17 protein-coding genes are annotated in these 24257 nt (G+C 71.4%); 2 read left to right on the forward strand and 15 right to left on the reverse strand.

All coding sequences use genetic code 11. The annotated features are described in order from the left end of the window. The first annotated feature begins 253 nt into the window (after positions 1 to 253). Positions 254 to 3400 carry an isoleucine--tRNA ligase gene (gene ileS / locus ACIBO2_RS07090; RefSeq protein ID WP_397295813.1) on the forward strand — a complete coding sequence of 1049 codons (3147 nt, stop codon included), beginning with the start codon at positions 254 to 256 and terminating at the stop codon, positions 3398 to 3400. Between the two features lie 240 nt (positions 3401 to 3640). Here the strand turns inward: ileS and ACIBO2_RS07095 are convergent, their stop codons facing one another. Beyond that, the gene (locus ACIBO2_RS07095; RefSeq protein ID WP_358538201.1) at positions 3641 to 4591 is read right to left on the reverse strand and encodes an SDR family NAD(P)-dependent oxidoreductase; all 951 of its coding nucleotides are present in this window, start codon (positions 4589 to 4591) and stop codon (positions 3641 to 3643) included. A 111-nt stretch (positions 4592 to 4702) separates the two neighbouring features. On the opposite strand from ACIBO2_RS07095, the gene ACIBO2_RS07100 reads away from it, so the two are divergent. Then, positions 4703 to 5293, forward strand: coding sequence for a TetR family transcriptional regulator (locus ACIBO2_RS07100; protein ID WP_358538204.1), 591 nt, complete (start codon positions 4703 to 4705; stop codon positions 5291 to 5293). Positions 5294 to 5778: 485 nt separating this feature from the next. Here the strand turns inward: ACIBO2_RS07100 and ACIBO2_RS07105 are convergent, their stop codons facing one another. From ACIBO2_RS07105 to ACIBO2_RS07170, 14 genes are all read right to left on the reverse strand, one after another. Further along, complete coding sequence (locus tag ACIBO2_RS07105; protein ID WP_397295815.1) at positions 5779 to 8352, reverse strand: hypothetical protein; 2574 nt, start codon at positions 8350 to 8352, stop codon at positions 5779 to 5781. Positions 8353 to 8394: 42 nt separating this feature from the next. Continuing rightward, entirely contained in the window at positions 8395 to 9267 is an 873-nt protein-coding gene (locus tag ACIBO2_RS07110; RefSeq protein ID WP_357945415.1) for a DivIVA domain-containing protein, read from the reverse strand. Between the two features lie 106 nt (positions 9268 to 9373). Next, a complete protein-coding gene (locus ACIBO2_RS07115; protein WP_357945412.1) occupies positions 9374 to 9667 on the reverse strand; it encodes a YggT family protein in 294 nt (97 codons plus the stop codon). 80 nt (positions 9668 to 9747) lie between these two features. Continuing rightward, positions 9748 to 10248 carry a cell division protein SepF gene (locus ACIBO2_RS07120; protein WP_225291780.1) on the reverse strand — a complete coding sequence of 167 codons (501 nt, stop codon included), beginning with the start codon at positions 10246 to 10248 and terminating at the stop codon, positions 9748 to 9750. A gap of 140 nt (positions 10249 to 10388) precedes the next feature. Then, a complete protein-coding gene (locus tag ACIBO2_RS07125) occupies positions 10389 to 11093 on the reverse strand; it encodes a YggS family pyridoxal phosphate-dependent enzyme (protein ID WP_397296616.1) in 705 nt (234 codons plus the stop codon). A 734-nt stretch (positions 11094 to 11827) separates the two neighbouring features. Next, positions 11828 to 13321: a cell division protein FtsZ gene (gene ftsZ, locus ACIBO2_RS07130; RefSeq protein WP_358538210.1), complete on the reverse strand. Its 1494-nt coding sequence runs from the start codon at positions 13319 to 13321 to the stop codon at positions 11828 to 11830. A 640-nt stretch (positions 13322 to 13961) separates the two neighbouring features. Further along, positions 13962 to 14624, reverse strand: coding sequence for a cell division protein FtsQ/DivIB (locus tag ACIBO2_RS07135; RefSeq protein WP_397295819.1), 663 nt, complete (start codon positions 14622 to 14624; stop codon positions 13962 to 13964). A gap of 413 nt (positions 14625 to 15037) precedes the next feature. After that, positions 15038 to 16438 carry a UDP-N-acetylmuramate--L-alanine ligase gene (murC, locus tag ACIBO2_RS07140; RefSeq protein ID WP_358538216.1) on the reverse strand — a complete coding sequence of 467 codons (1401 nt, stop codon included), beginning with the start codon at positions 16436 to 16438 and terminating at the stop codon, positions 15038 to 15040. After that, the gene (murG, locus tag ACIBO2_RS07145) at positions 16435 to 17511 is read right to left on the reverse strand and encodes an undecaprenyldiphospho-muramoylpentapeptide beta-N-acetylglucosaminyltransferase (protein ID WP_358538218.1); all 1077 of its coding nucleotides are present in this window, start codon (positions 17509 to 17511) and stop codon (positions 16435 to 16437) included. Before murG ends, murC begins: the two co-directional genes overlap by 4 nt. 12 nt (positions 17512 to 17523) lie before the next feature. After that, entirely contained in the window at positions 17524 to 18819 is a 1296-nt protein-coding gene (gene ftsW / locus ACIBO2_RS07150; protein WP_358538220.1) for a putative lipid II flippase FtsW, read from the reverse strand. Next, positions 18816 to 20195, reverse strand: coding sequence for a UDP-N-acetylmuramoyl-L-alanine--D-glutamate ligase (gene murD / locus ACIBO2_RS07155; RefSeq protein WP_397295822.1), 1380 nt, complete (start codon positions 20193 to 20195; stop codon positions 18816 to 18818). The genes ftsW and murD overlap by 4 nt, the downstream gene beginning before the upstream one ends. Then, positions 20180 to 21235, reverse strand: a complete 1056-nt coding sequence (gene mraY / locus ACIBO2_RS07160; protein ID WP_357945394.1) for a phospho-N-acetylmuramoyl-pentapeptide-transferase — start codon at positions 21233 to 21235, stop codon at positions 20180 to 20182. Before mraY ends, murD begins: the two co-directional genes overlap by 16 nt. Continuing rightward, positions 21232 to 22692, reverse strand: coding sequence for a UDP-N-acetylmuramoyl-tripeptide--D-alanyl-D-alanine ligase (gene murF, locus ACIBO2_RS07165; protein ID WP_358538224.1), 1461 nt, complete (start codon positions 22690 to 22692; stop codon positions 21232 to 21234). The genes mraY and murF overlap by 4 nt, the downstream gene beginning before the upstream one ends. Further along, the gene (locus ACIBO2_RS07170; RefSeq protein ID WP_358538226.1) at positions 22689 to 24221 is read right to left on the reverse strand and encodes a UDP-N-acetylmuramoyl-L-alanyl-D-glutamate--2,6-diaminopimelate ligase; all 1533 of its coding nucleotides are present in this window, start codon (positions 24219 to 24221) and stop codon (positions 22689 to 22691) included. The genes murF and ACIBO2_RS07170 overlap by 4 nt, the downstream gene beginning before the upstream one ends. Positions 24222 to 24257 lie beyond the last annotated feature (36 nt).

Genomic DNA, 24257 nt, shown 5'->3' on the forward strand with positions numbered 1-24257 from the left:
AGCGCCAACCCGGAAGCTTTGCGGTCCACTCTGCGTTATGGTGTGAAGCTGCAAGGCGTTGATGGGGCCCGTCTGTGACGGACATCACCCCGGAGCCGCCGGAAGAACGGCTCTCACGAGCTCACTAGACCCGGCCGCAGCCCGAACGAAGAGGGCCTCACCTGAGGCCAAGAAGGGTGGTACCGCGGGGCCGCACGGCTTCGTCCCTTCACGCTCACCTGTCAGTCAGTGATCGCGTGGAGGCCCGCCCGAGATGTCTTCCCCTTCTTTCCGCCCTCTTCCCGCGCAGGTCGACCTGCCCGCGCTCGAGCGCGAGGTCCTCGACCGCTGGCGGGACGGGAAGATCTTCGAGCGCTCCGTCGAGCAGAACGACGGCAACCCCTCCTGGACCTTCTACGAGGGCCCGCCCACCGCCAACGGCCTGCCCGGCGTCCACCACGTCGAGGCCCGGGTGTTCAAGGACCTGTTCCCCCGCTACAAGTCGATGCGGGGCTTCAGCGTGCCGCGCAAGGCGGGCTGGGACTGCCACGGCCTGCCGGTCGAGGTCGGCATCGAGCGGGAGCTCGGCCTGAGCGGCAAGAAGGACATCGAGGCGTACGGCATCGCGGAATTCAACGCCAAATGCCGCGAGTCGGTGCTGCGCCACGTCGACGCCTTCGAGCAGATGACCGAGCGGATGGGTTATTGGATCGACCTGTCCACCGCCTACCGGACCATGGACCCGTCCTATATCGAATCGGTCTGGTGGTCACTCAAGGTCGTCTTCGACAAGGGCCTGCTGTTCCGCGACTTCCGCATCACCCCCTACTGCCCGCGCTGCGGCACCGGCCTGTCCGACCATGAGCTGGGCCAGCCCGGCGGCTACGAGACCGTCTCCAGCCCATCGGTCTACGTGCGCATGCCCGTCACCTCCGGCCCGCTGAGCGAGCTCGGCGCGTCCCTGCTGGTGTGGACGACGACGCCGTGGACGCTGGTCTCCAACACCGCCGTGGCCGTACACCCCGAGGTCACCTACGTCGCGGCCCGCACGGCGGACGGCGAGGTGCTGGTCGTCGCCGAGCCGCTGCTGGCGGTGCTCGGCGAGGGCGCCACCGAGGTCGCCCGCTTCACCGGCCGCGACCTGGAGCACACCTCCTACACGCGGCCGTTCGAGCTGGTCGACATCCCCGGCGCCCACTACGTGGTGCTCGGCGACTACGTGACGGTCGAGGACGGCACCGGGCTGGTCCACCAGGCTCCGGCGTTCGGCGCCGACGACCTGGCGGTGACCAAGCGCTACGACATGCCGGTCGTCAACCCGATCGGCCCCGACGGCCGCTTCCTCGACGACGTGCCGATGGTCGGCGGCCAGTTCTTCAAGGACGCCGACGAGGGCCTCACCGAGGACCTGCGGGCCCGCGGCCTGCTGTTCCGCGGCACTCACTTCGAGCACAGCTACCCGCACTGCTGGCGCTGCCACACGGCGCTGCTCTACTACGCGCTCCCCTCCTGGTACATCCGGACCACCTCGGTCAAGGACCAGATGCTGGCCGAGAACGCCAACACCAACTGGTACCCCGACACCATCAAGTGGGGCCGGTTCGGCGAGTGGCTGCGCAACAACGTCGACTGGTCGCTGTCGCGCTCGCGCTACTGGGGGACCCCGCTGCCGCTGTGGGTCTGCTCCGCCGACGAGTCCCACGTGACGTGCGTCGGGTCGATGGAGGAGCTGGGCACACTGGCCGGCCGCGACGTCTCCGCGCTCGACCCGCACCGCCCGTACGTCGACGACGTCACCTTCCCCTGCCCGACCTGCTCGGCCGAGGCCCGCCGCGTGCCCGACGTCATCGACGCCTGGTACGACTCCGGATCCATGCCGTTCGCCCAGTGGGGCGAGCGGGGCAAGCCGGAGGGCCTCTACCCGGCGCAGTTCATCTGCGAGGCCACCGACCAGACGCGTGGCTGGTTCTACTCGCTGATGGCCGTGGGCACGCTGGTGTTCGGCCAGTCCTCCTACGAGAACGTGCTCTGCCTCGGGCTCATCCTGGCCGAGGACGGCCGCAAGATGAGCAAGCACCTGGGCAACATCCTGGAGCCCATGCCGCTGATGGACGAGCACGGCGCCGACGCGCTGCGCTGGTTCATGGCCTGCTCCGGCTCGCCGTGGGCGGCCCGCCGCGTGGGGCACAACGCCCTTGAGGAGATCGTCCGCAAGGTCCTGCTGACGTACTGGAACACGGCCTCGTTCTTCACCCTCTACGCCAACGCCGAGTCGTGGACACCCGAGCGCCTCGCGCAGGCGACTCCCGCCGCCGAGCGGCCGCTGCTCGACCGCTGGGCGCTGGCCGAGCTGCACCGCACGGTGGCCGAGGTCACGGGCGCGCTGGACGAGTACGACACCCAGCGGGCCGGGCGCCGGCTGGCGGAGTTCCTGGACGACCTGTCCAACTGGTACGTGCGCCGCTCGCGCCGCCGCTTCTGGCAGGGATCGGCGGACGCGTTCGCGACCCTGTACGAGTGCCTGGAGACGGTCACGCGGCTGATGGCGCCCATCGCGCCGTTCGTCACCGACTACCTCTGGGACGTGCTGCGCGGCGAGGGCGCGCCCTCCTCCGTACACCTGACCTCCTGGCCCGCCGTACGCGAGGACCTGCTCGACCCCACGTTGTCGGAGCGGATGGCACTGGTACGACGGCTGGTCGAGCTGGGCCGCTCGGCCCGTGCCTCCTCCGGCGTCAAGACCCGCCAGCCGCTCGGCCGGGCCCTGGTCGGGGCGCACGGCTGGCCCTCGCTCCCGTCCGAACTGCGGGATCTGATCGCCGACGAGCTGAACGTCCAGGCTCTCGAGGACATGTCCGGCTTCAGCGCCGATCTCGTGTCCTACACCGTCAAGCCCAACTTCCGGGCCCTCGGCAAGCGGTTCGGCTCGCAGACCAAGCTGGTGGCGGCGGCCGTCGGCGCGGCGGAGGCCGCCTCCCTGGCGCCCACCCTCCGCTCCGGCGCCTCTGTCACGGTGGACGTACCGGAGCTCGGCACGGTGTCGCTCGGCCCCGACGACGTGATCGTCACCGAGCAGCCGCGCTCGGGCTGGGCCGTCGAGACCGGCGCCGTCGACACGGGCACCGGCGAGACGGTGGCGCTCGACCTGGAGCTGACGGACGAGCTGCGCCAGGCCGGTCTGCTGCGCGAGGTCATCCGCCTGGTCCAGGAGGCCCGCAAGTCGACGGGCCTGACCATCACGGACCGGATCTCCCTGTGGTGGTCGGCCTCCGACCCGGACCTGGCCCAGGCGCTGCGGTCGGGGTGGCAGGCGGTGGCGGAGGAAGTACTCGCCACGACCGTCACGGAGGGGTCCGAGGACGGGCTGCCGTCGCACTCGGAGACGGACCTGGGGCTGACGTTCCAGCTGCGCCGCGCCTGACGGGCCGTATGGGGTTTTGACTGGGTGGGACGTGTCACTTAGACGCGTCCCACTCGGCTGACGGGCGACGCGCCTGGCCGCGTCCCACTCAGCTGACGACCTGCGCGCCTGGCCGCGTCCCACTCAGCTGACGACCTGCGCGCCTGGCCGCGTCCCACTCAGCTGACGACCTGCGCGCCTGGCGGCGTCCCACGCCGCTTCGCGCCTGGCGGGCCCTCTCGGGCCGATCGACCATCGGGCTCACCCGAGGCCAAAACTCGGATCGAGGCCGGTCAGATCGGCGCTGGCGGTCCACACGCGCGCCGCGAGATCGGCGTCGGCCAGGTGACCTCGCACGGGTTCGAGAGTGGGCACGCCGCGGATCCCGAAGACCCGGGGCCCCCACAACTGGCCGCCGCGCACGGACGGATCGAGGACGGCCCGGACGGCGGGCCAGGCGGCGGCCTCCTTGCCCTGGAGGAGGAGGCCGGCCGGCAGACCGCGCAGCCGTTCGCCGGTGGTCCTTTGGTGGACCGGTGGGCGTGATGGGGTGAGGGAGTCGAGCGCGCCGCCGGGGTGGGTGAGCACGCTCAACGTCGTACTGCCGACGGCGCGCAGGCGACGGTCGAGTTCGAGACCGAAGAGCATCTGCGCGAGTTTCGATCGCGCGTACGTTCGTTTCGGCCGGTAATCGCGCGTGCTCTGGAGATCGTCGAGATCCAGGCTCTCGGACTTGGCCGTGAAGCTACCGGTGGTCACCACCCGGCTCGCGGACCCGGCCGTCAGCAGAGGTGCCAGCCACCAGGTCAGCGCGAAGTGCCCCAGGTGATTGGTGGCGAACATCAGCTCGTTGCCGTCCTTGGTCTCGCGCCGCGGCGGCTGATCGAGCAGCACTCCGGCGTTGCAGACGACCGCGTCCAGCCTGTCCAGACTCAGCGCGTCCACAGAGGCTTTGAGCGAGGAGAGATCGGCCAGGTCCAGGCGGATGTGACGGACGCGCGCGCCGGGGACGCGGGCGCGGATCGAGACCTGAGCCGCTTCGGCCTTGGCGGTGTCCCGGCTGCCGAGGATGACGGTGGCACCGGTGCCGGCGAGTTGTTCCGCGACGAAGTATCCGATGCCCGCGTTGCCACCGGTGACCAGGAAGTTCTTGCCGTCGGCGCGCGGCAGGCGGCGCACGTCCCAGGGGTCTGGGCTGTGGGGGTCGGTCATGTCCGGCTCCTTACATGGGGAGGTCGTCGTGTCGGCCAGGCGCCATACCGGCCAAGAAACTATAATCACTATAGATTCAGATGCATTCTAGTTTTGGGATACGGTGGAGGCATGGCAACGACGATGGGGCGCCGCGAGCGCAAGAAGGCACAGACCCGCCGGGCGTTGTCGGACGCGGCGTTGCGGCTGTTCGCCGAACATGGCTACGACGGCGTCACCGTCGCTCAGATCGCCGACGAGGCGGACGTCTCCATCGCCACCCTGTTCGCGCACGTGCCGGACGGCAAGGAAGCGCTGATCTTCGACGACGGCGCCGAACGACACGTGTGGCTGGTCGCCGCGATCCACGACCGCCCCTCCGGTCAGTCGGTGCTGGAAGCCCTGCGCCGCTGCCTGGCCGGCCGGGGACCCTTCACCGAAGACCTCCCGCCCGACCTTCGGCGCAAACGCGACCTGATCGTGGGTACGCCCGCCCTGCGGGAATACTCACGCAAGCTCTGGATAGCGAGCGAGGGCGCCCTGGCCGAGGCGATCGCCACGGAGAGCGGCCGCGACCCCGCCGACATGACGGTCCGCGCTCTCGCCCGCTACGTCCTGGAGATCCCGGAGCTCGCGGGCACGGAAGCGGACCCCCTGGCCGCGATGCACGCCATCTTCGACCTCCTCGAATCCGGCTGGCCCGAATCACCCACGGACACCTGACCGGCCCACCTGACCGCGCCTCACCCGGACGGGCCCTACCCACGGGCCCCTATCCGGACGGGCCCGCCCCGCCCGCTCCGCCGCTCAACCCGATCCGACGGGACCCCTGACCGCACCCCGCCCGACCAGACCCCTAATCGCACCCCACCTGACCGGGCCTCACCCGGTCCGCTCGCTCCGCCGCTCAACCGACCCGCTCGACCCGACCAGCTGGACCCGGCTCACACGCTTCTGCCGATCGACCTGGCCCCTTGCTCGGCCTGGGCCGTGCGGTCTTCAAGGGCGGCCGAGGTGATTTCCCAGGCGAAGGGGCCTCGATGGCTGGCCCGCCCCGCCGACGATCTCGCTGGCCAGCCCGCCCGCGATCTACATGCCCGCCGGTCCGGCCTCCACGACCGGCGGCCCGACAAACCGCAGTGGCCCAGCATCCGGGCAGCCTCTACGTTGGCCGCTGAACCAACGTCGAGGCTTTCGCCCGGGCTCACCTAGCTGACGGACTCGCGATCGTTCTGGCAGACCGAGCAGCTCGTCAAGCCAGCCGACTCGGCCTGCGAGATCGTCATGGTCTCCACACCCGTTTCACCCGCGCCCCGGATGAGGGGGCAGGCGGTGCTGTGGTAGCGGCGAGTGCCGACGATGACCTTCACCGTGGCCGACCGCCCGCTCTTCCCCGCGCCTTCGCTGTCGGGCTTGCCACCCTCACTGTCGGGCTTGCCGCCCGTGGTGGTCGCTTCTTTGGCGGGGTCGGCGTCTCCCCCGCCAGAGGACCCCTTGGCAGACGCGGCGCTGTCCGACTTAGTGGACGAGACGCTATCCGGCTTCGCAGACGCGGCACTGTCCGACCTGGCCGATGCGGCACTGCCTGGCCTGGCCGATGCGGCACTGCCTGGCCTGGCGGGTGCCGGGGTGTCCGGCCTGCCGGACGCGCCGCTGTCCGGCCTGGGCGGCGTGGGCCCGGATGCGGGCTCGGGCGCTTTGGCCGCTGCCTTGGCGCTCTCGGCTGCCTTGGCGCTTTCCGCGGGTCTGCTCGCCGCAGGCGTCGTACCGGCAGCGGGTCTCCCACTGGCCGGGCGCGACCCACTCGGCGGCCCAGCGCTCTCTGCCTTGGGCGTAGCCCCGGAAGCGGCTCCGGGCTGCACCGGCATGATCACGGTCCCGCCCACCGACTCGGACCGCTCTCCCTTGGCCCCGGACGTCTCCCTCTTGGCCCCGGACCGCTCTCCCTCGGAGCCGGACGTCTCCTCTCCGGAGCCGGACGCCTCCCCTCCGGATCCGGGCCGCGCCGGCTTACCGGACGCGGTCGGCGCCGTAGGCAGAGGACCCTTGGGCTTGGCCGCGGACTCGGCCGTCGAGGCGGGACGCTCGGGCGCCACGGCCGGGTGCTCAGGCCGGTCCGACGACGGGCTCCAGCCGGCTTTGCCGGGGCCGGGGCGCTGCGGCGCGGGCTCTCCCGCTTGTACGGCACGCTGAGGCGCCGTCGCGGGCCCAGAGTCGTCGACGAGGTCCGGCGCGGCACTTCGGCCCTGAGCATCACGGCCCTGACCGCCACGCTCCTGACCGCCACGCTCGGAGGTCCCTTGGGCCTGACCGCCACGCTCGGAGGTCCCCCGGGGCCGACCACCACGTTCGGTGGCCCCTTGGGCCGGTCCGCCGCGCTCGGGCGCACCTCGGTCCGGTCCGCCACGGCTCTGACCGGCGGCCTCTGCCGCAACGGACGAGGGGCGCTCTCCGGGCCGACCTACTCCCGGCTTTCTGGGCGTCTCGGGCCTTCCGGGCGTCTCCGGCTTGCCGGTCGCCCCAGGTTGGCGGCTTCCGGGCTTGCCAGTCTCGGTACGTCCGCTTCCGGACGGGCCGGACGACGGCTGACCGGACCCAGGCTTGCCCGACGCTGACTGGCCGCTCCCAGGCTTGCCCGACGACGGCTGCCCGCTCCTGGTCTGCCCGGACGACGGCTGCCCGGACGACGGCTGGCCCGACGACGGCATGGTGGTGATGTACGGGGCCAGCCTCGGACCGGCGGAAGGGTCGGACGACGGGGGTTCCGTACGGTCCTTGCCGGGCCCTGAGGCGGCCGGCTTGGTCGTGGCGCTGGACGACGGCGCGGGCTCCGCGGGGCGGGCGAACCAGCCCGTCGGCTCGGCCGGGGCGTCGGCGGGGTCCGGGGCGGGGGTGGCGGCCTTCGAGTCGGGCTTCGGCTTGGTCGGGCCGCCGGACACCGGGGGGCGCAGGTCGCGCGTGGCGCCGGGCGCCTCGGCCCGGAGGTCTGCGGGGACCTTGGGAGTCTGCGAAGGCTCGGGGCCACGCTTGGGAGCCGATGAAGGGCCGGAACCAGGCTTGGGAGCCGATGAAGGCGCGGATCCGGGCTTGGGGCCGCCGACCGGCGCGGGGCCCATAGCGGACACGGAGCCGGTAACGGGGCCGGAAGCGGCGCCGGTAGAAGAGCCGGGGCCGGAAGCGCCGGGCAAGGGGGTGACGGCGGGCTCAACGCCGCCGGGCTTGGAGGCGGCAGCGGGCTCGGGGCCGGCGGCAGGCGGCAGCTGCCGTCCGCCGAGCGCTGCGTCCGGCAGGCACGCCGTACAGGGCGTGAAGCCCTCCTCGCGCGCCTCCTCGTACGTGAGCTCCTCTTGATCCCGTCCGATCAGCTGGCGGCAACCCGGGACGTGATAGCGCTTGCGTCCGGGGATCACCAGGACGAGCGCGTCCGGGGAGATCCCGCGCACCGCGGGACGGCGTTGCGTCGGCGCGGTGGCCGTCTGCTGGTGCGTCTGTGGACGCGGCGACGGCGGCGCTCCCATCGGGGCCCCCAGGGGACCCGGCTGGGTCTGGCCATGCGGCAGGCCGACCGGCGCGTGCCCCACCGGCGGGGTGGCCGGCGCAGCGGCCCGCCCACCACCGGGAAACAGCTCGTGACGCCGCAGCAGCGCCCCGATCACCAGGAACAGCGCGGACAGCACGCTGACCACGATGGACCACATGATCAGGAACGGCTTTGCCAGAACGAAGCCCGCGATCAGCAAGACAACCGCCGCGAGCACCAAACCAGCACTGATTAGGATCACAAAGGGCTCTTTCGAGTGACGGGTCCTTGATGACCCGCTACTTTACCGGCGGTCGTTGTGCGGACCGTCACCGCCGGGGAAAGCGCCCTGCGGGGAGTCACCGCCGAACGGGTTGGGACCACCGGGGAGAGGCTGCTGACCACCCTGAGGCACCGCGTGCGACATGGCCGGGGCCGCCGCCGAGGGACCGCCGCCGGTCATGACCGGGAAGCCACCGCTGCCTTCCGCGGAGACGTTCAGCTCGGCGAGCTGGTTCTCCAGGTAGAGCTTGAGGCGGCTGCGGTATTCGCGTTCGAAGCTGCGCAGCTCCTCGACCTTGCGCTCCAGCTCGTCACGGGTCTGGACGAGAGAACCCATGGCCTGGCGGTGGCGCTCCTGCGCGTCGCGCTCGAGCGTCTCGGCGCGGGCACGGGCGTCGCCGATGACCTGCTCGGCCTGGCGGCGAGCCTTGGTGAGGATCTCGTCGGCCTCGCGGCGGGCGCGGGTGACCGTCTCGTCCGCCTCGCGGCGGGCGTCGGAGATCGCCTGGTCGGCGGTCTGCTGGGCCAGCGCGAGCACGCGGGCCGCGGTGTCCATGTTGTCCTCGGCCGGAGGCATGTTCATGACGGGGACCGGCTGAGGCTGCTGCTGCGGCTCGGGAACCTTCATCGGCTCCGGCTGCGGCGGCATCATCATCTCGGGCTTCGGCTGCTCCTGCACCGGAGCGGAGGCCATGGGCATGCTCATGCCCCCGGGCACCTTACCGCGCAGGCACTCGGCCAGCTTGGCGCGGAGCTCCTCGTTCTCTTGGATCAGGCGGTCGAGCTCAGCCTCGACTTCGTCGAGGAAGGCGTCGACCTCTTCCTCGTCGTAGCCCGGCCGTAGCCGAGTGGTACTGAACTGCTTGTTCCGCACATCAGCGGGCGTCAGCGGCATCTTTTGGTCTCCTTGGCGCGCTTGGAGTCTGTCCGGAGGGACGGTTAACCCGAATCACTTCAGCGCGGACACGAGTTGGATCACGACCGGTGCCCCACGGCCTCCATCACCGCGGGCCCAGTGATCCGGCGATCTGGATCAAGAGCAGAACGATGATGAAGAGGACTGTGAAGCTTAGGTCAAAGGCCACCGTACCCAACCGGAGCGGGGGAATGAAACGGCGGAGGAACTTGAGAGGTGGGTCGGTTGCGGTGTAGGTGGCCTCGGCAAGCACGAGCACGACGCCCGAAGGGCGCCACTGACGGGCGAACGCCTGGACCGTCTCAAAGATCATCCTGCCGATGAGCAGCACCAAATAGAGAGACAGGACTACGACCAAGATCTGGCTTACGATCCCCACGGTCTGGCCGCGCCTCCACTTCTGATGTGCCCGCCGGGCCTCGGTGAGGCCTGGTTGGGTGCGATAGACATACAGAGACTCTAACTCTGGTTGAAGAACCCGCGTTCCGCGATTCGAGCCTTGTCCTCGGCGGTCACCTCGACATTGGCTGGGGACAACAGGAACACCTTGTTGGTAACACGTTCAATGCTGCCATGTAGGCCAAAGACCAGACCTGCCGCGAAATCGACCAGGCGTTTTGCGTCGCTGTCAACCATCTCGGTCAGGTTCATGATGACCGGGGTGCCGTCGCGGAAGTGCTCGCCGATCGTCCGGGCCTCGTTGTAGGTCCGGGGATGGAGGGTGGTGATGCGCGCCAGATCGGTCGTACGGCGCTCCAGGACGGTCGTGGATGGCCTCGGCGCGGGGACCCCGGAGTCTGCCTCGTCGTCGCGTTCCTGGACCGCTACGGCCCGCTCCTCGCCGGTCCGCGGGGGCTCGTCCTCGTAGGCGTACTCGTCCGGGTAGGTCTCATACCTCTCGTAGCGGTCGTCCTCCACGAGACCGAGGTAGACCGCCATCTTGCGCATCGCGCCGGCCATCGCTACGTCGTCCTCCTGCTCATGGTCGCACTCGCTCGGGCCTGTCGCCGGGTCCGAGGCGGTAGCCGTACCCCCTTGGAGCTCACCGCTGATCGACCTCTACTGGTGGTGTGAGCCTGTAAGACCCACTTGACGGGACATTACCTGACGAAGGGCTTGCGACGACCGAGCAACGCCGTACCGACCCGAACGTGTGTCGCGCCGTGCGCGACGGCCGCGCCGAGGTCATCGCTCATGCCCGCCGACAGCATCGTGGCACGGGGGTGGCGCTCGCGTACGGCGGCGGCCAACTCTCGCAGCCGGGCGAACGCCTTGCCCGGGTCCTCCCCCAGCGGCGCCACGGCCATCACCCCGCCCAGCCACAGGTGCGCGGCCGCGGCGATCAGGTCGGCGATCCCCGGCACGTCGGCGGGCCTGGCGCCGCCTCTGGCCGGGTCGTCGTCGAGCGCCACCTGCACGAGGCAGCCGACCTGGCGCCCCTGCTTCCCGGCCTCCCGGCTGATCACCTCGACCAGCCTGGGCCGGTCGACGGAGTGGATCACATCGGCGTAGGAGACCACCGAACGGACCTTGTTGGTCTGCAACTGGCCGACGAAGTGCCAGGTCAGGGGGAGCTCCTGGCATTCGCGCGCCTTGGGGGCGGCCTCCTGGTCGCGGTTCTCGCCGACCTCGCGGACGCCGAGCTCGCACAGCAGGCGGACGTCGGAGGCGGGATAGGTCTTGGTCACGGCGATCAGGGTCACCTCACTCCGATCACGCCCGACCGCCCGGCACGCCTCGGAGATCCGCCCCTCCACCTCCGCCAGCCCCGCCGCGATCTCATCCCGCCGCGCCCGATCGGTCACGTCTCGCCGCGCCGGGCCACTCTCGTCCCGCCGCGCCTGGTCAGTCTCGTCCCGCCGAGTCCGGTCGGTCTCGTCTTGCCGCGCTCGATCCGTCTCGTCACGCCGCGTCCCGTCACTGGCGTCTTGCCGCGCCCGGGCCGTCTCGTCACGCCGCGTCCCGTCACTGGCGTCTTGCCGCGTCCGGCCGGTCTCGTCCGTACTCACGCTCACGTCCACCTCTTCGCTCCGCTCGGGTATCTCTCTGCCGCAGGGCGCGCCTCCCATGTGGTGCGGCGCTGTTCTTCTGGTACGGCAGGCCCGGTGGGCCCCACCCGCCGCACGGGGCCAGGGGCCTCCAGGAAGACGGCCGCTGATCCCGCACGGGGCCGGCCGCCGTGACGAGGCACGTGAGTCCGGTCACCCCAGCTCTACACGACTCCCGACCACCCCGACCACCTGAGTCGACCACCCCGGCTCCATGCGGGCCCAACCACCCCGGCTATGGGAAGTCCCGACCATCCCCGGCCGCGTGAGTCCGATCGCTCCCGCTACGTGGGTCCGGCCACCCCGCCACGTGGGTTCAGCCACCCCGGATACGTGAGTGAGATCACCCCGGTTACGTGAGTGAGATCACCCCGGCCCGGTGAGCCAGATCACCTGGCTGGAGGAACCGGCCCCGAACGCGGCTGCGCCGCTCCATTCCCCCGGTGAAGGGCCATCGAGGCCCGGTGAGGAAGGAGCGGCGGAGAGTCGGACTACTTGAGGAAGTCGGGGACGTCGAGTTCCTCCTCCTGCTCCTCGAAAACCACCGGACGGCGTTTGGCGGGCTCCGACATGCGGGAGGTGATGGGCGTGGGCGGATTGGCGGGCTCGGGCGTGGGCCGCGGGATCGAGACGGGGCCGGAGGGCTCGTCGGCGATCGGCTCGTGGGCCGCCGGCTCGGGCGCGCTCTCCACCGGACGCACCGGCTCGGGCCGATGGTCGGAGCGGAAGTCGGACCGCTGGTCCGGGCGCGGCGGTTCGGGACGGAGGTCGGCGCGCGGCTCGGACAGGGGCTCAGGGCGAGGCTCGGGCCTGAAGTCGGAGCGCGGCTCAGGGCGAGGCTCCGGCCTGAAGTCGGGGCGCGGCTCGGGACGCAGTTCGGGCCGGGGCTCGGGGCGCTGGTCGAAACGCTGCGGCGCGGGCTCGGCCTTCACGCTGGGCGCCGAGACGCTGGGGCGTACCGGCGACGACACGGGCGGGGCCGTGGACGCGGCGGCGGGACGGCTCTGCGGGCGCGGGAGCGGCTTCTCCGCCGGCGGCGGCACGTCGTCGAACCCGGCGGCGATCACGGTGACGCGGACCTCGTCGCCGAGCGCGTCGTCGATGACCGTACCGAAGATGATGTTGGCGTCGAGCGCGGCCGCCATCGACACGAGCTGGGCGGCCTCGTTGATCTCGAACAGGCCGAGGTCGGAGCCGCCGGCGATCGACAGCAGCACGCCGTGGGCGCCGTCGATGCTGGCCTCCAGCAGCGGGCTGGAGACTGCCATCTCGGCGGCGGCGACCGAGCGGTCGTCACCGCGCGCGTGGCCGATGCCCATCAGCGCCGAACCGGCGCCCGACATGACCGACTTGACGTCGGCGAAGTCGAGGTTGATCAGGCCGGGCGTGGTGATCAGATCGGTGATGCCCTGCACACCCGACAGCAGCACCTGGTCGGCCGCCTTGAACGCGTCGAGCACGCTCACCTGCCGGTCGGAGATCGACAGCAGCCGGTCGTTGGGGATCACGATCAGCGTGTCGACCTCGTCGCGCAGGGTCTCGATGCCGGCCTCGGCCTGCGAGGCCCTGCGACGGCCCTCAAAGCTGAACGGCCGGGTCACGACACCGATCGTGAGCGCGCCGAGCGACCGGGCGATGTTCGCCACGACGGGCGCGCCGCCGGTGCCGGTGCCGCCTCCCTCACCCGCGGTCACGAAGACCATGTCGGCCCCCTTGAGGACCTCCTCGATCTCCTCACGATGGTCTTCGGCCGCCTTGCGCCCCACATCGGGGTTGGCGCCGGCTCCCAGCCCGCGGGTGAGCTCGCGGCCCACGTCGAGTTTGACGTCGGCGTCACTCATCAGCAGCGCCTGGGCGTCGGTGTTTATCGCGATGAACTCGACGCCCTTGAGTCCCTCCTCGATCATCCGGTTGACGGCGTTCACTCCGCCGCCGCCAATGCCGACGACCTTGATGACCGCGAGGTAGTTCTGCGGTGCTGCCACGACGAGGGGCCTTTCCGCTCGTTGACTTGCCATTTCGGTGCGGATCGTCTCCGCGTTCTCTGCTTCGTTAACTCTCAACCTCAAGTTGAGATTCAGATTTATGTCAACCTGAGGATTGATACGGACAGTAGGAGTTACGCTCCGGGCGGGTCAACTAACCGCGCCGCAAGCACGTCCGGCGTGTCGCGGGCTGTCCGTTTCGCTCCGTCGTCCCGCCAGGTCGGAACCCTCCTCTGCCACGCGCCGTGTTACAGGCTCTCACGCCGGAAGCCCCATCCCGGACAGACTCGGCCATCGGCGGGCGGCATGATCGGCGCGCTCTGACAGGTGCGCCGCCCTTTATGCGACGCATATCCCGTAGGACGCGCCAACCCCACCCCCGGATCACGCCGTACGACGGCTCCGTTGGCGGCACGGTGGAATCCGGGCGCTTGACCGTCACCACGTGGGCGGGGGTCCAGCTCCGACGCTTGACCGCCACCACGTCGGTGGGGTCCAGCTCCGGCACTTGGCCGCCACCACCTCGGCAGGGTCCAGCTCCCACGCTTGAGGGTCACCACGTCAGTGGGATCCGGCACTTGAGCGTCACCACCTCGGTGGGGTTCGGCACTTGAGCGTCACCACCTCGATGGGATCCGGCTCATTTGAGCGTCACCACGTCGGGTGAGCTCACGTCGTAGACGCTGGCCTTGCGGCGCAGGAGGGACTTGAGGATGCGAGCCTTGTCCGCGCCCCGGTCGGCCCCGCCCCAGACGACGCCGCGGCCGTCGGAGAGCTCCAGCGACACACCCTCGGGCGAGGAGGCCCGGACCCCCCGTACCTTGGCCGCGAGATCGTCGGGCAGTGACTGGATCACCCGCAGCGCGGCCATGGTCGTGGGGTCGCCGGCGGCGGGGCGGTCCACCTTGAGCGTCGGCAGGCCGGGCGGGACCGTGTCCTGGAGCTCGATGACGACGCCCCCCTTGTCGATCAGCGCCGCCTTGCCGCCGGCCGTGATCGCGGCGATCGGCTCGCGCTCGACCACCTCGATCTTCAGCGTGCCCGGCCAGACCCGGTCGACCTTGGCCGAGGCGAGCTGCCTGATCTGCATCACCCGGGCCTCGACGCCGGCCAGATCGACGGTGGCCAGCGGGTGCAACTCGGGCACCCCGGCCTGTTGCTCTATGCGCTCAGCAGGCACTGTGACATTTCCCACGATGTCGATCGATCGTACGCCGAGCACGGGCGAGAAGAAGATCAGCCAGACGGCGCAGCCCACCACTCCGGCGGTCAGCAGTACCAGAAAAGCGTTGCGCGCCTTCATCGCCCTCCCAGGGTCACCCACCTTGCGCAACCGGCACGCCGTGCGCCACCGAACCTACGCCGCAAGAGTCACCGCCACGCACGCCGCGCGCCACTGAACCTACGCCGCGTCCGGCCACCGCCCACGGCGCCACGCCAGAGTCCCACCGCCAGAACCCCCGCCACCCGGCCGCCTGTGGCCGCCGGCCGTGAGGGACGGCGGGGTCATACGGCGAAGAGCCACGCCACGCGCAGCGGACCACGGCGTCGTCCCGCGCGGAGCCACGCCAGATGTAGTGGACCGCGGAGTCGTCCCCTGCGGAGCCACCCCAGGCGCAGCCGGCCGCGCAGCCGTCCCGCAAAGAGCCACGCCACGCATAGTCGCCCGAAGAGCCGTACCGCGCGGAGCCACACCCGAGGTGGCCGGCCGCCGAATCAGCCCGCGGAGAGCTGCTCAAGGATCTGCGGTCCGAGCTCCGTCACGTCGCCCGCGCCCATCGTCAGCACGATGTCGCCGCCCCGGGCCCGAGCCGCCACCAGGGCCGGCACCGAGGCCCGGTCCGGGGCGTAGACCACCTGCTCGGCGGGCAGCCGCACGCGGCCCGCCACCATGGCCCCCGACACGCCGGGCTCGGGGTCCTCGCGGGCGCCGTAGACATCGAGCACGATCGCCTCGTCGGCCAGCCCGAGCGCCGTCCCGAACTCCTCGGCGAAGAACCTGGTGCGCGAGTAGAGGTGTGGCTGGAAGATCGCGATGACCCGTCCGTCGCCCGAGTAGGAGGCCACCACGTCACGCGCGGCCCTCAGGTCGGCGGCCAGCTCGGTCGGATGGTGGGCGTAGCTGTCGAACACCGCGACCCCACCCGCCTCGCCCTTGGCCTCGAAGCGCCGCTTGGCCCCGGTGAAGGTCGCCAGCCCGTCTCTGATCTCCTCGAACGGCAGTCCCAGCGCCACGGCCACGGCGACCACGGCGGTGGCGTTGAGCGCGTTGTGCGCCCCGGGGACGGCCAGCCGGACCTCGCCCATGCCCTCGATGGTGTACGTGGTGCCGAACCCGTCGGGCCTGACGTCGCGCACGCGGTAGTCGCCCGTCTCGCCGTACGTGATGACCTTGATGCCGCGCGCCCGCGCCACCTCGGCCAGCTCGGCCGCCCCAGGGTCGTCGGCGCAGGTGATCAGCAGCGACCCGACGCGGTCGGCGAAGCGGGCGAAGCTGTCGTGCACGGCGCGCGGATCGCCGTAGTTGTCGAGATGGTCGGCCTCGACGTTCGTCACCACGGCGATGTCGGGCGCCAGCATGAGGAAGGACCCGTCGCTCTCGTCGGCCTCGGCGACGAACACCTCCCCCGACCCCTCGTCGGCCCCCAGCCCGGTGGTGACGAGCTGGCCGCCCACGCAGTAGGACGGGTCGGCCCCGCACTTCTGCAGCGCGACGGTCATCATCGAGGCGGTGGTGGTCTTGCCGTGGGTGCCCGCGACGGCGACGCCGTTGCGCCCGGCCATCACGGAGGCGAGCGCGGCGGCTCGCGGGATGACCCGCAGCCCCTGCTTGAGCGCCTCGCCCAGCTCCGGGTTGGAGTCGCGGATCGCGGTGGACACCACCACCGTGTCCACGTCCCTGATGTGGGAGGCGGCGTGGCCGATGTGCACGATCGCGCCGAGCTCGCGCAGCTCGTTGACCTGATCGGTGCTGCGCGCGTCGCTGCCGGACACCCGCACCCCGCGCTTGAGCAGGATGCGCGCGATCCCGGACATCCCCGCGCCGCCGATGCCGATGAAGTGCACGCGCCCCAGCTCTTCTGCGGCGACGGGATCGACCAGCTTGACGAGACTCATCGGGCTATCTCCAACACTTTCCTGGCCAGAATGATATCGGCGTCCTTCCGTCCCAGTCTGGAGGCGGCCTCCGACAGGGCCACGACCCGCTCGGGACTGTGGAGCACGGGAAGGACGTTGTGGACGATCCAATCAGATGACAGGTCGGCGTCGCCGACCACGAACCCGCCACCGCCCGCCGCGATGCGCTCGGCGTTGATCCGCTGCTCGCCGTTGCCGTGCGGCAGCGGCACGTAGGCGGCGGGCAGTCCGACCGCGGTGAGCTCGGCGCAGGTCAGCGCGCCGCTGCGGCACAGCGCGAAGTCGGCGGCGGCGTACGCGAGATCCATGCGGTCGAGGTAGGGCAGCAGGACGTATTGGGGGTCGCCGGGCGGCGGCTCGCGCTCGACGGTGTTCTTGGGGCCGAGCACGTGCAGCACCTGCACGCCGGCCGAGCGCAGGACCGGCGCGGCGGCCAGCGCGGCCTCGTTGAGCGACCTGGCCCCCTGGGAGCCGCCGAACACCAGCAGCGTGGGCCGGTCGGTCTGCAGGCCGAACCAGGAGCGGGCCTTGTCGCCCATCGACAGCCGGTCCAGCGAGACGATCTCGCGGCGCAGCGGGGTGCCGATGTATTCGGCCTTGCCCAGCACGTGGTCGGGGAAGCCGGTGAAGACGTGGTCGGTGAGCCGGGCGCCCAGCCGGTTGGCCAGGCCGGGCCGCGGGTTGGCCTCGTGCACCACGATCGGCAGGCCGCGCCGCTTGGCCGCCAGGTAGGCCGGGGTCGCCACGTAGCCGCCGAAGCCCACCAGGACGTCGGCCTGGACGCGGTCGAGTATCGCCGCCACCGCGTTGACCGCACCGGCCAGCCGTCCGGGCACGGTCAGCAGCCGGGGCGTGATCGCCCTCGGCAGCGGCACCGCCGGCACCAGCTCCAGCTCGTATCCCCTGGCCGGGACCAGGCGGGTTTCGAGGCCGCGTTCGGTGCCCACACAGGTTATGCCGATGCGCTGGTCATAATGGCGCAGCGCGTCCGCAAGGGCGAGAGCCGGCTCGATGTGCCCGGCCGTCCCGCCACCGGCGAGGACCACCCTCATCTAGGTCACTCCCTAACGTCTCACTCGGCCTTTGGTCGTTCCCCCCAGGCCAAGCCAGCTTAGGGCCCGTACGGCCGGTCCGGGGCCACGAGCGGCCAGAGCCTCGCGCGCGCCCGGCTCACGTTTCGCGAACGACAACAGCATCCCCAGGGCGGCGAGGGTCGGCAGGAGGGCCGACCCCCCGTAGGAGACCAGGGGCAGCGGGATGCCGGTGATGGGCACCACGCCGAGCACCGCGCCCATGTTGATGATGGCCTGGCCGACGATCCAGGCCACGATGGCGGCGGCGGCCAGCCGTACGAAGGAGTCCTTGACCCGGGCGGCGACCCGCAGGCCGGCGTAGCCGAGCAGCCCGAACAGCACCACCACGGTCAGGGTCCCCATCAGCCCGAGCTCCTCGCCCAGGATCGCGAAGATGAAGTCGCTCTCGCCGTGGGGCAGCCAGCTCCACTTGGCCCGGCTGCTGCCCAGGCCGAGCCCGAACCAGCTGCCGGAGCCCATCGCGATCTGCCCTTGTACGGCCTGGTAGCCGTCGCCCTGGGCGTCGGCCCACGGGTTGAGGAAGGCGCCGATGCGCGCCATGCGGTACGGCTCCACCTTGATCATGATCAGCGTGGCCAGCACGGCGAGCGCCAGGATGCCGCCGAACAGCTTCACCGGCGCGCCCACCACCCACAGCAGCGACAGGAAGACCATGAACAGCACCAGCGTGGTGCCCAGGTCCCGGCCGAACATGACCATGACGGCCAGGAGCGCGGTGCCCGGCATGAGCGGGATGAGCAGCTGCCGCCACTCGATGCGGCCCTGCCGCGCCCTGCGGGCCAGCAGGTCCGCTCCCCACAGCGCGAGGGCCAGCTTGGCGGGCTCGGAGGGCTGGATGCTGTAGGAGCCGACGTCGATCCACCGCTGCGCGCCCAGCTGGGACGAGCCGATGAACAGCACCATGACCAGGCCGATGAACGACAGCGCCATCAGCGGGTAGCCCGCCCAGCGGAAGAACTTGTGCGGCAGCCTGGAGCAGACCCACATGAGCGTCACGCCCAGACCGGCCGACAGCGACTGCTTGATGAACCAGGTGAACGGGTTGTCGGTCTTCTGCATCGCCTCGATGCTGGAGGCCGACAGCACCATCATCAGCCCGAGCGCGAGCAGCAGCCCGCAGCAGCCGATGATGAGGTAGTAGGTCGCCAGCGGCTTCTCCAGCAGCTCCTTGAGCACGGCGAGCTGGTCGCGGATCCAGCCGGTCGGCCCTTCGACCGCGCTCTGCCGTGGCCGCTCAGGAGCCTGTGGAGAGGTGGTCGTGCTCACGTGGCCGCCTCCAGGCCGCGTACGGCTCGCGCGAAGGCCTCCCCTCGGGCCGGGTAGTTGGCGAACATGTCCAGCGACGCGCCGGCCGGCGACAGCAACACGGTGTCTCCGGGGGAGGCGAGCCTGGCGGCTTCGGTGACGACACGATCCATCGCACCAGTGTCTTGGGCGGAGATGTCCACGACGGGGACATTCGGCGCGTGTCGCGCCAGAGCTTCGGCGATCCGGGCGCGGTCCACGCCGAGCAGCACCGCGCCGCGCAGCCTGGGCACTGCCTGGCGTACCAGGTCGTCCACGTCGGCGCCCTTGAGCTGGCCGCCCGCGATCCACACGATCGAGGGGTAGGACGACAGCGCCGCGCCGGCTGCGTGCGGGTTGGTGGCCTTGGAGTCGTCGACGTAGTCGACCTCGCCGACCCGCTCGACGTGCGCCATGCGGTGCGGGTCGGGCACGAAGTCGCGCAGGCCCTGGCGTACGGCGTCGGGGGTGACGCCGAGCGTGCGGGCCAGCGCGGCGGCGGCGAGCGCGTTGGCCACGTTGTGCGGCGCCAGGGGGCGCACGTCGGCGAGGGTCGCGAGCTCCTCGGCGGCCTCGGCGGGGTTGGCCACGAACGCCCGGTCCACCAGCAGGTCCTCCACCACGCCCAGCTGGCCGGGCCGGGGCACGCGCAGCGTGAAGCCGACCTTGTCCGGGTAGGGGGCGGCCAGCCGCGACGCCTCGGGGTCGTCGGCGTTGTAGACCACGGTGCCCGCGCGCTCGAAGATGCGTCCCTTGGCCTCGGCGTACGCCTCCATAGAGCCGTGCCAGTCGAGGTGGTCGGGCGCCACGTTGAGTATCGCGGCGGCGTGCGGGGCGAGCGTGCTCGACCAGTGCAGCTGGAAGCTCGACAGCTCGACCGCCAGGGCGTCGTACGGCTCCCCCACGGCCTCGACCACGGGCAGGCCCACGTTGCCCACGGCCAGCGCCTTGCGCCCGGCGGCCAGCAGGATGGAGGTGAGCATGCGGACCACGGTCGTCTTGCCGTTGGTGCCGGTCAGCGCGAGCCACGGGGCCGCCTGTGCGGGGCGCAGCCGCCAGGCCAGCTCCACCTCCCCGACCACCTCGACGCCCGCCGCGAGGGCCGCGGCGATCAGCGGGTGGTGCGGCGCCCAGCCGGTGGTGACGAGCCGGGTGACGCCCGCCGGCAGCTCCATCGGGCCGAAGCGCACCTCGACGCCGAACCCGGCGAGCTCGGCCGCCACGGCGCGCCGGCGTTCGTCCTCGGCGGCCTCGACCACGACGACGGGCTCACCCCGCGCGGCGAGCACCCGCGCCACGGCGGTGCCGGAGACGCCGAGCCCGGCCACGCAGGTGAGAGCCATTACTTGGGCATCCATTCGACGTAGAACAACCCGAGCCCGAGTGCCGCGCAGAGTCCGGCGATGAGCCAGAAACGGACCACGATCGTGGTCTCGGCCCAGCCCTTGAGCTCGAAGTGGTGCTGCAGCGGCGCCATCCTGAACACCCGTTTACCGGTCATCTTGAAGAAGCCGACCTGGATGATCACCGACATCGTGATGATCACGCACAGCCCGGCCAGGATGATGAGCAGCAGCTGGGTGCGGGTGGCGATGGCCAGACCGGCCAGCACGCCGCCCAGGGCCAGCGAGCCGGTGTCGCCCATGAAGATCTTCGCGGGCGGGGCGTTCCACCACAGGAACCCGATCAGCGCCCCGAGCACGGCCGCCGCCACCACCGCCAGGTCGAGCGGGTCCCGCACCCAGTAGCAGTTGGGGCCGAGCTGGTCGATGCAGTTGTTGCGCAGCTGCCAGTTGCCGATCAACACGTACGCGCCGAGCACCACCCCGGTCGCGCCACTGGCCAGGCCGTCGAGGCCGTCGGTGAGGTTCACCGCGTTGGAGAACCCGACGATCATGATGAGGACCCAGATGGTGAAGCCCACGATGCCGAGCGAGGGCCCGAAGTCGCGCAGGAACGACAGCCTGGGCTCGGCGGGGGTGATGCCGTAGACGTTGGCCTGCTGGGTCACCAGCACCGCGAAGACCGCGCCGATGACGAGCTGGCCGAGCGCCTTGGCGCCGCTGCGCAGGCCGAGGCTGCGCTGCTTGTAGATCTTGATGAAGTCGTCGAGGAAGCCGACCGCGCCGAGCCCGGTCATCAGGAACAGCACCAGCATCCCCGAGACGGTCGGCGCCGACAGCGTGGCCAGGCGGGAGGCGCCGTAGGCGAGCAGCGAGGCCAGCACGATCACGGTGCCGCCCATGGTGGGCGTGCCCCGCTTGCCGTGGTGCCCGGACGGGCCCTCCTCGCGGATCTCTTGGCCGTAACCGCGCCGGGAGAACAGCCGGATGGCCAGGGGCGTCCCGAGCATCGACAGGATCAGCCCCACCGCACCGGCGATGATGATGTCGGTCACTGCGTGGCCCCCCCGAGCAACTGCTCGGCCGTCCGCTCCAGACCCATCGCCCGGGGCCCCTTGACCAGCACCGCGTCACCCGGCCGCAGCCAACCGGCCAGCTCGGCCGCCGCGGCGGCGGCGTCGGGCACGTGCAGGATGAGCGTCTGGGGCGGCTGCGCGGGTGCTCCCGCCATCGGCGGGCCTCCCGCGAGCGGGAGCGGCGGGCCCGCGGCGGAGGCCGCCTGAGCGGCCGCGTAGGCCCCCTGAAGCACCGGCTGGGCGTCGGGCCCGGCCACGATGAGGCCCGCCAGTCCGGAACCGCCAGCCAGGCGGCCCAGCTCCTCGTTGAGCGCTGCGCTGTCCTCGCCCAGTTCGCGCAGGGCGGCGATCACGGCGAAGCGGCGGCGGCCCTTGCCGAGCACGCCGAACGTCTCGAACGCGGCCCGCATCGAGTCGGGGTTGGCGTTGTAGGCGTCGTTGACGATCGTGACCCCATCGGGGCGGTCGGTGACCTCCATCCGCCACCGGCTGCGCGGCGTGGCCTCCGACAGCTCCGCGGCGATGGTGGCGACGGGCAGGCCGAGCTCGTAACCGGCCGCGGCGGCGGCCAGGGCGTTCTCCACGGCGTGCGCGCCGTACAGCTTGAGCCGGACCTGCCCGGAGCCCGAGGGGGTGCGCAGCGTGAACGAGGCGCGCCCGCGCTCGTCGACGACGACGTCCTCGGCGCGGATGGCGGCGGCCTCGGAGCGGCCGAACAGCGTGACCCTGGCGTCGGTGCGCGAGGCCATCTCCAGGACCAGCGGGTCGTCGGCGTTGAGCACGGCCACGCCGGTGCGCGGCAGCGCCTCGACGAGCTCACCCTTGGCCTTGGCGATGGCCTCCTTGCCGCCGAACACGCCGATGTGGGCGGTGCCGACGTTCAGCACCACGCCGATCCGCGGCGGCGCGATGCGGGCCAGGGCCTGGATGTGGCCGATGTTGCGGGCGCTGAGCTCCAGCACCAGGTAGCGGGTGTCAGCGTCGGCCCTGAGCACGGTCAGCGGGTGGCCGAGCTCGTTGTTGAAGGAGCCGACGGGCGCGATGGTCGGCCCGATCCGCCCGGTCAGCCGGGCCAGGAGGTCTTTGGTGGAGGTCTTTCCGGCCGAGCCGGTCACGCCGATCACGGTGGCCTGGGGCAGCGCGGCGGCGTGGGCCGTGGCCAGGTCGGCCAGCGCGGCGGCGGCGTCGGGGACGATCACCGTGGGGGCCTCGACCGGCCTGGTGGCCAGCACGGCGACGGCGCCGGCCCGGATGGCCTGGGCGGCGTAGTCGTGGCCGTCGACCCGCGCGCCCTTCAGGGCGACGAACAGGGATCCCGGTTCTACGCCCCGTGAGTCGATCACGACGGGACCGCGCACCACGGCGCGAGGGTCGGCCATGCCCGACAGGGCGCCCGAGGTTATCTCGGCGATCCTGGCCAGAGGCAACGGGATCATGCGTGCTTCCTGCTTTCCTTGCGTGCGTCGATCGCTCCGGCGACCACTTCGCGATCGTCGAAGGGGATCACCTCACCTGAAACGTACTGGCCCTGCTCGTGACCCTTGCCTGCCACGACGATCACGTCGCCACGCCCGGCCCGGCCGATCGCCAGGTCGATCGCGGACGCGCGGTCGGGCTCAATGATCACATGAGCGCGGTCGTGCTGCGGAACGCGGAGCGCTCCTTCCATCATCGCGGCCAGAATGTCCAGAGGGTCCTCGGAACGAGGATTGTCGCTCGTGAATATGGCCACATCGGCCAATCTCGCCGCGGACTCGCCCATGACGGGCCGCTTGCCCGCGTCGCGCTCGCCGCCACAGCCGAGCACGACGACCAGCCGGCCCGCGGTGACCTCGCGCAGCGAGCGCAGCACCGACTCGACCGCGGCGGGTTTGTGGGAGTAGTCGACGATCGCCTGGAACTCCTCGTCCGCCTGCGTGATGCGCTGCATGCGGCCGGGGACGCCGATGAGCGTGCCGACGCCGTGGACGGCGGTCTGCAGCGGCACCCCGGCCTCGACGAGCGTGACGATCGCGCCGAGCGCGTTGGCGACGTTGAACGGGCCGGGCAGCGAGATCTGCGCGTCGGCCTCGACGCCGCCGGGACCGGTCACGCGGAAGGTGCTGCCGTCGGCGCCCAGCCGCACGTCGAGCGCCCGCCAGAGGGCCTCGGGCGCGCCCAGCGCGGAGAACGTGGTCATCGGCACCTTCGCCACCGACAGCAGCTCGCGGCCATAGGGGTCGTCGATGTTCGTCACGCCCACGCGGGCCAGCTCGGGCTGGAAGAGCCGGGTCTTGGCGGCGAAGTAGTCGTCGAAGTCCTTGTGGAAGTCGAGATGGTCCTGCGACAGGTTGGTGAACAGGGCCACGTCGTAGTGGAGGCCGTCGACCCGGCCGAGCGCCAGGGCATGGCTGGAGACCTCCATGGCCGCTGCCGTGACCCCCGCCTCACGCATGAGCGCGAACAGGCCGTGCAGCTCGGTGGCCTCGGGGGTGGTCAGCCTGGGCTCGAAGCGCAGGTCGCCGGCGCGGATCTCGACGCCGCCCACCAGCCCGGTGGTGTGGCCCGCGGCCCGCAGGCCGGCTTCGAGCAGGAACGAGGTGGTGGACTTGCCGCTGGTGCCGGTGACGCCGAGCAACTGGATGTCGTCGGCCGGCCGGCCGTAGACCCAGGAGGCGACCTGCCCGAGCACGGCTCGGACGTCGGGCACGACGAGGACGGGCAGGCCCGTGGCGGCGGCGGCCGCGCGGCCGCCGGGATCGGTGAGGACGGCCACGGCGCCGAGCGCCATGGCCTCGGCGGCGAAATCGGCGCCGTGGGACCGGTTGCCCGGCAAGGCCACGTAAAGATCTCCGCGCCGCACGTGGCGGGAGTCGATCGTGACACCGGTGAGCGGGGCGTACGGCGACCGCGACGTGCCGGAATCGGCGTCGAGCATGGTCGCCAGCCCGGTCAGCGGGCGGGGCGGACTGGTCGTTGGACGCATAGACGACGGGGGACGCACGGCCGCAGCGTACCTTCC

The sequence above is a fragment of the Nonomuraea sp. NPDC050022 genome (assembly GCF_044460705.1).
Lineage (GTDB): Bacteria > Actinomycetota > Actinomycetes > Streptosporangiales > Streptosporangiaceae > Nonomuraea.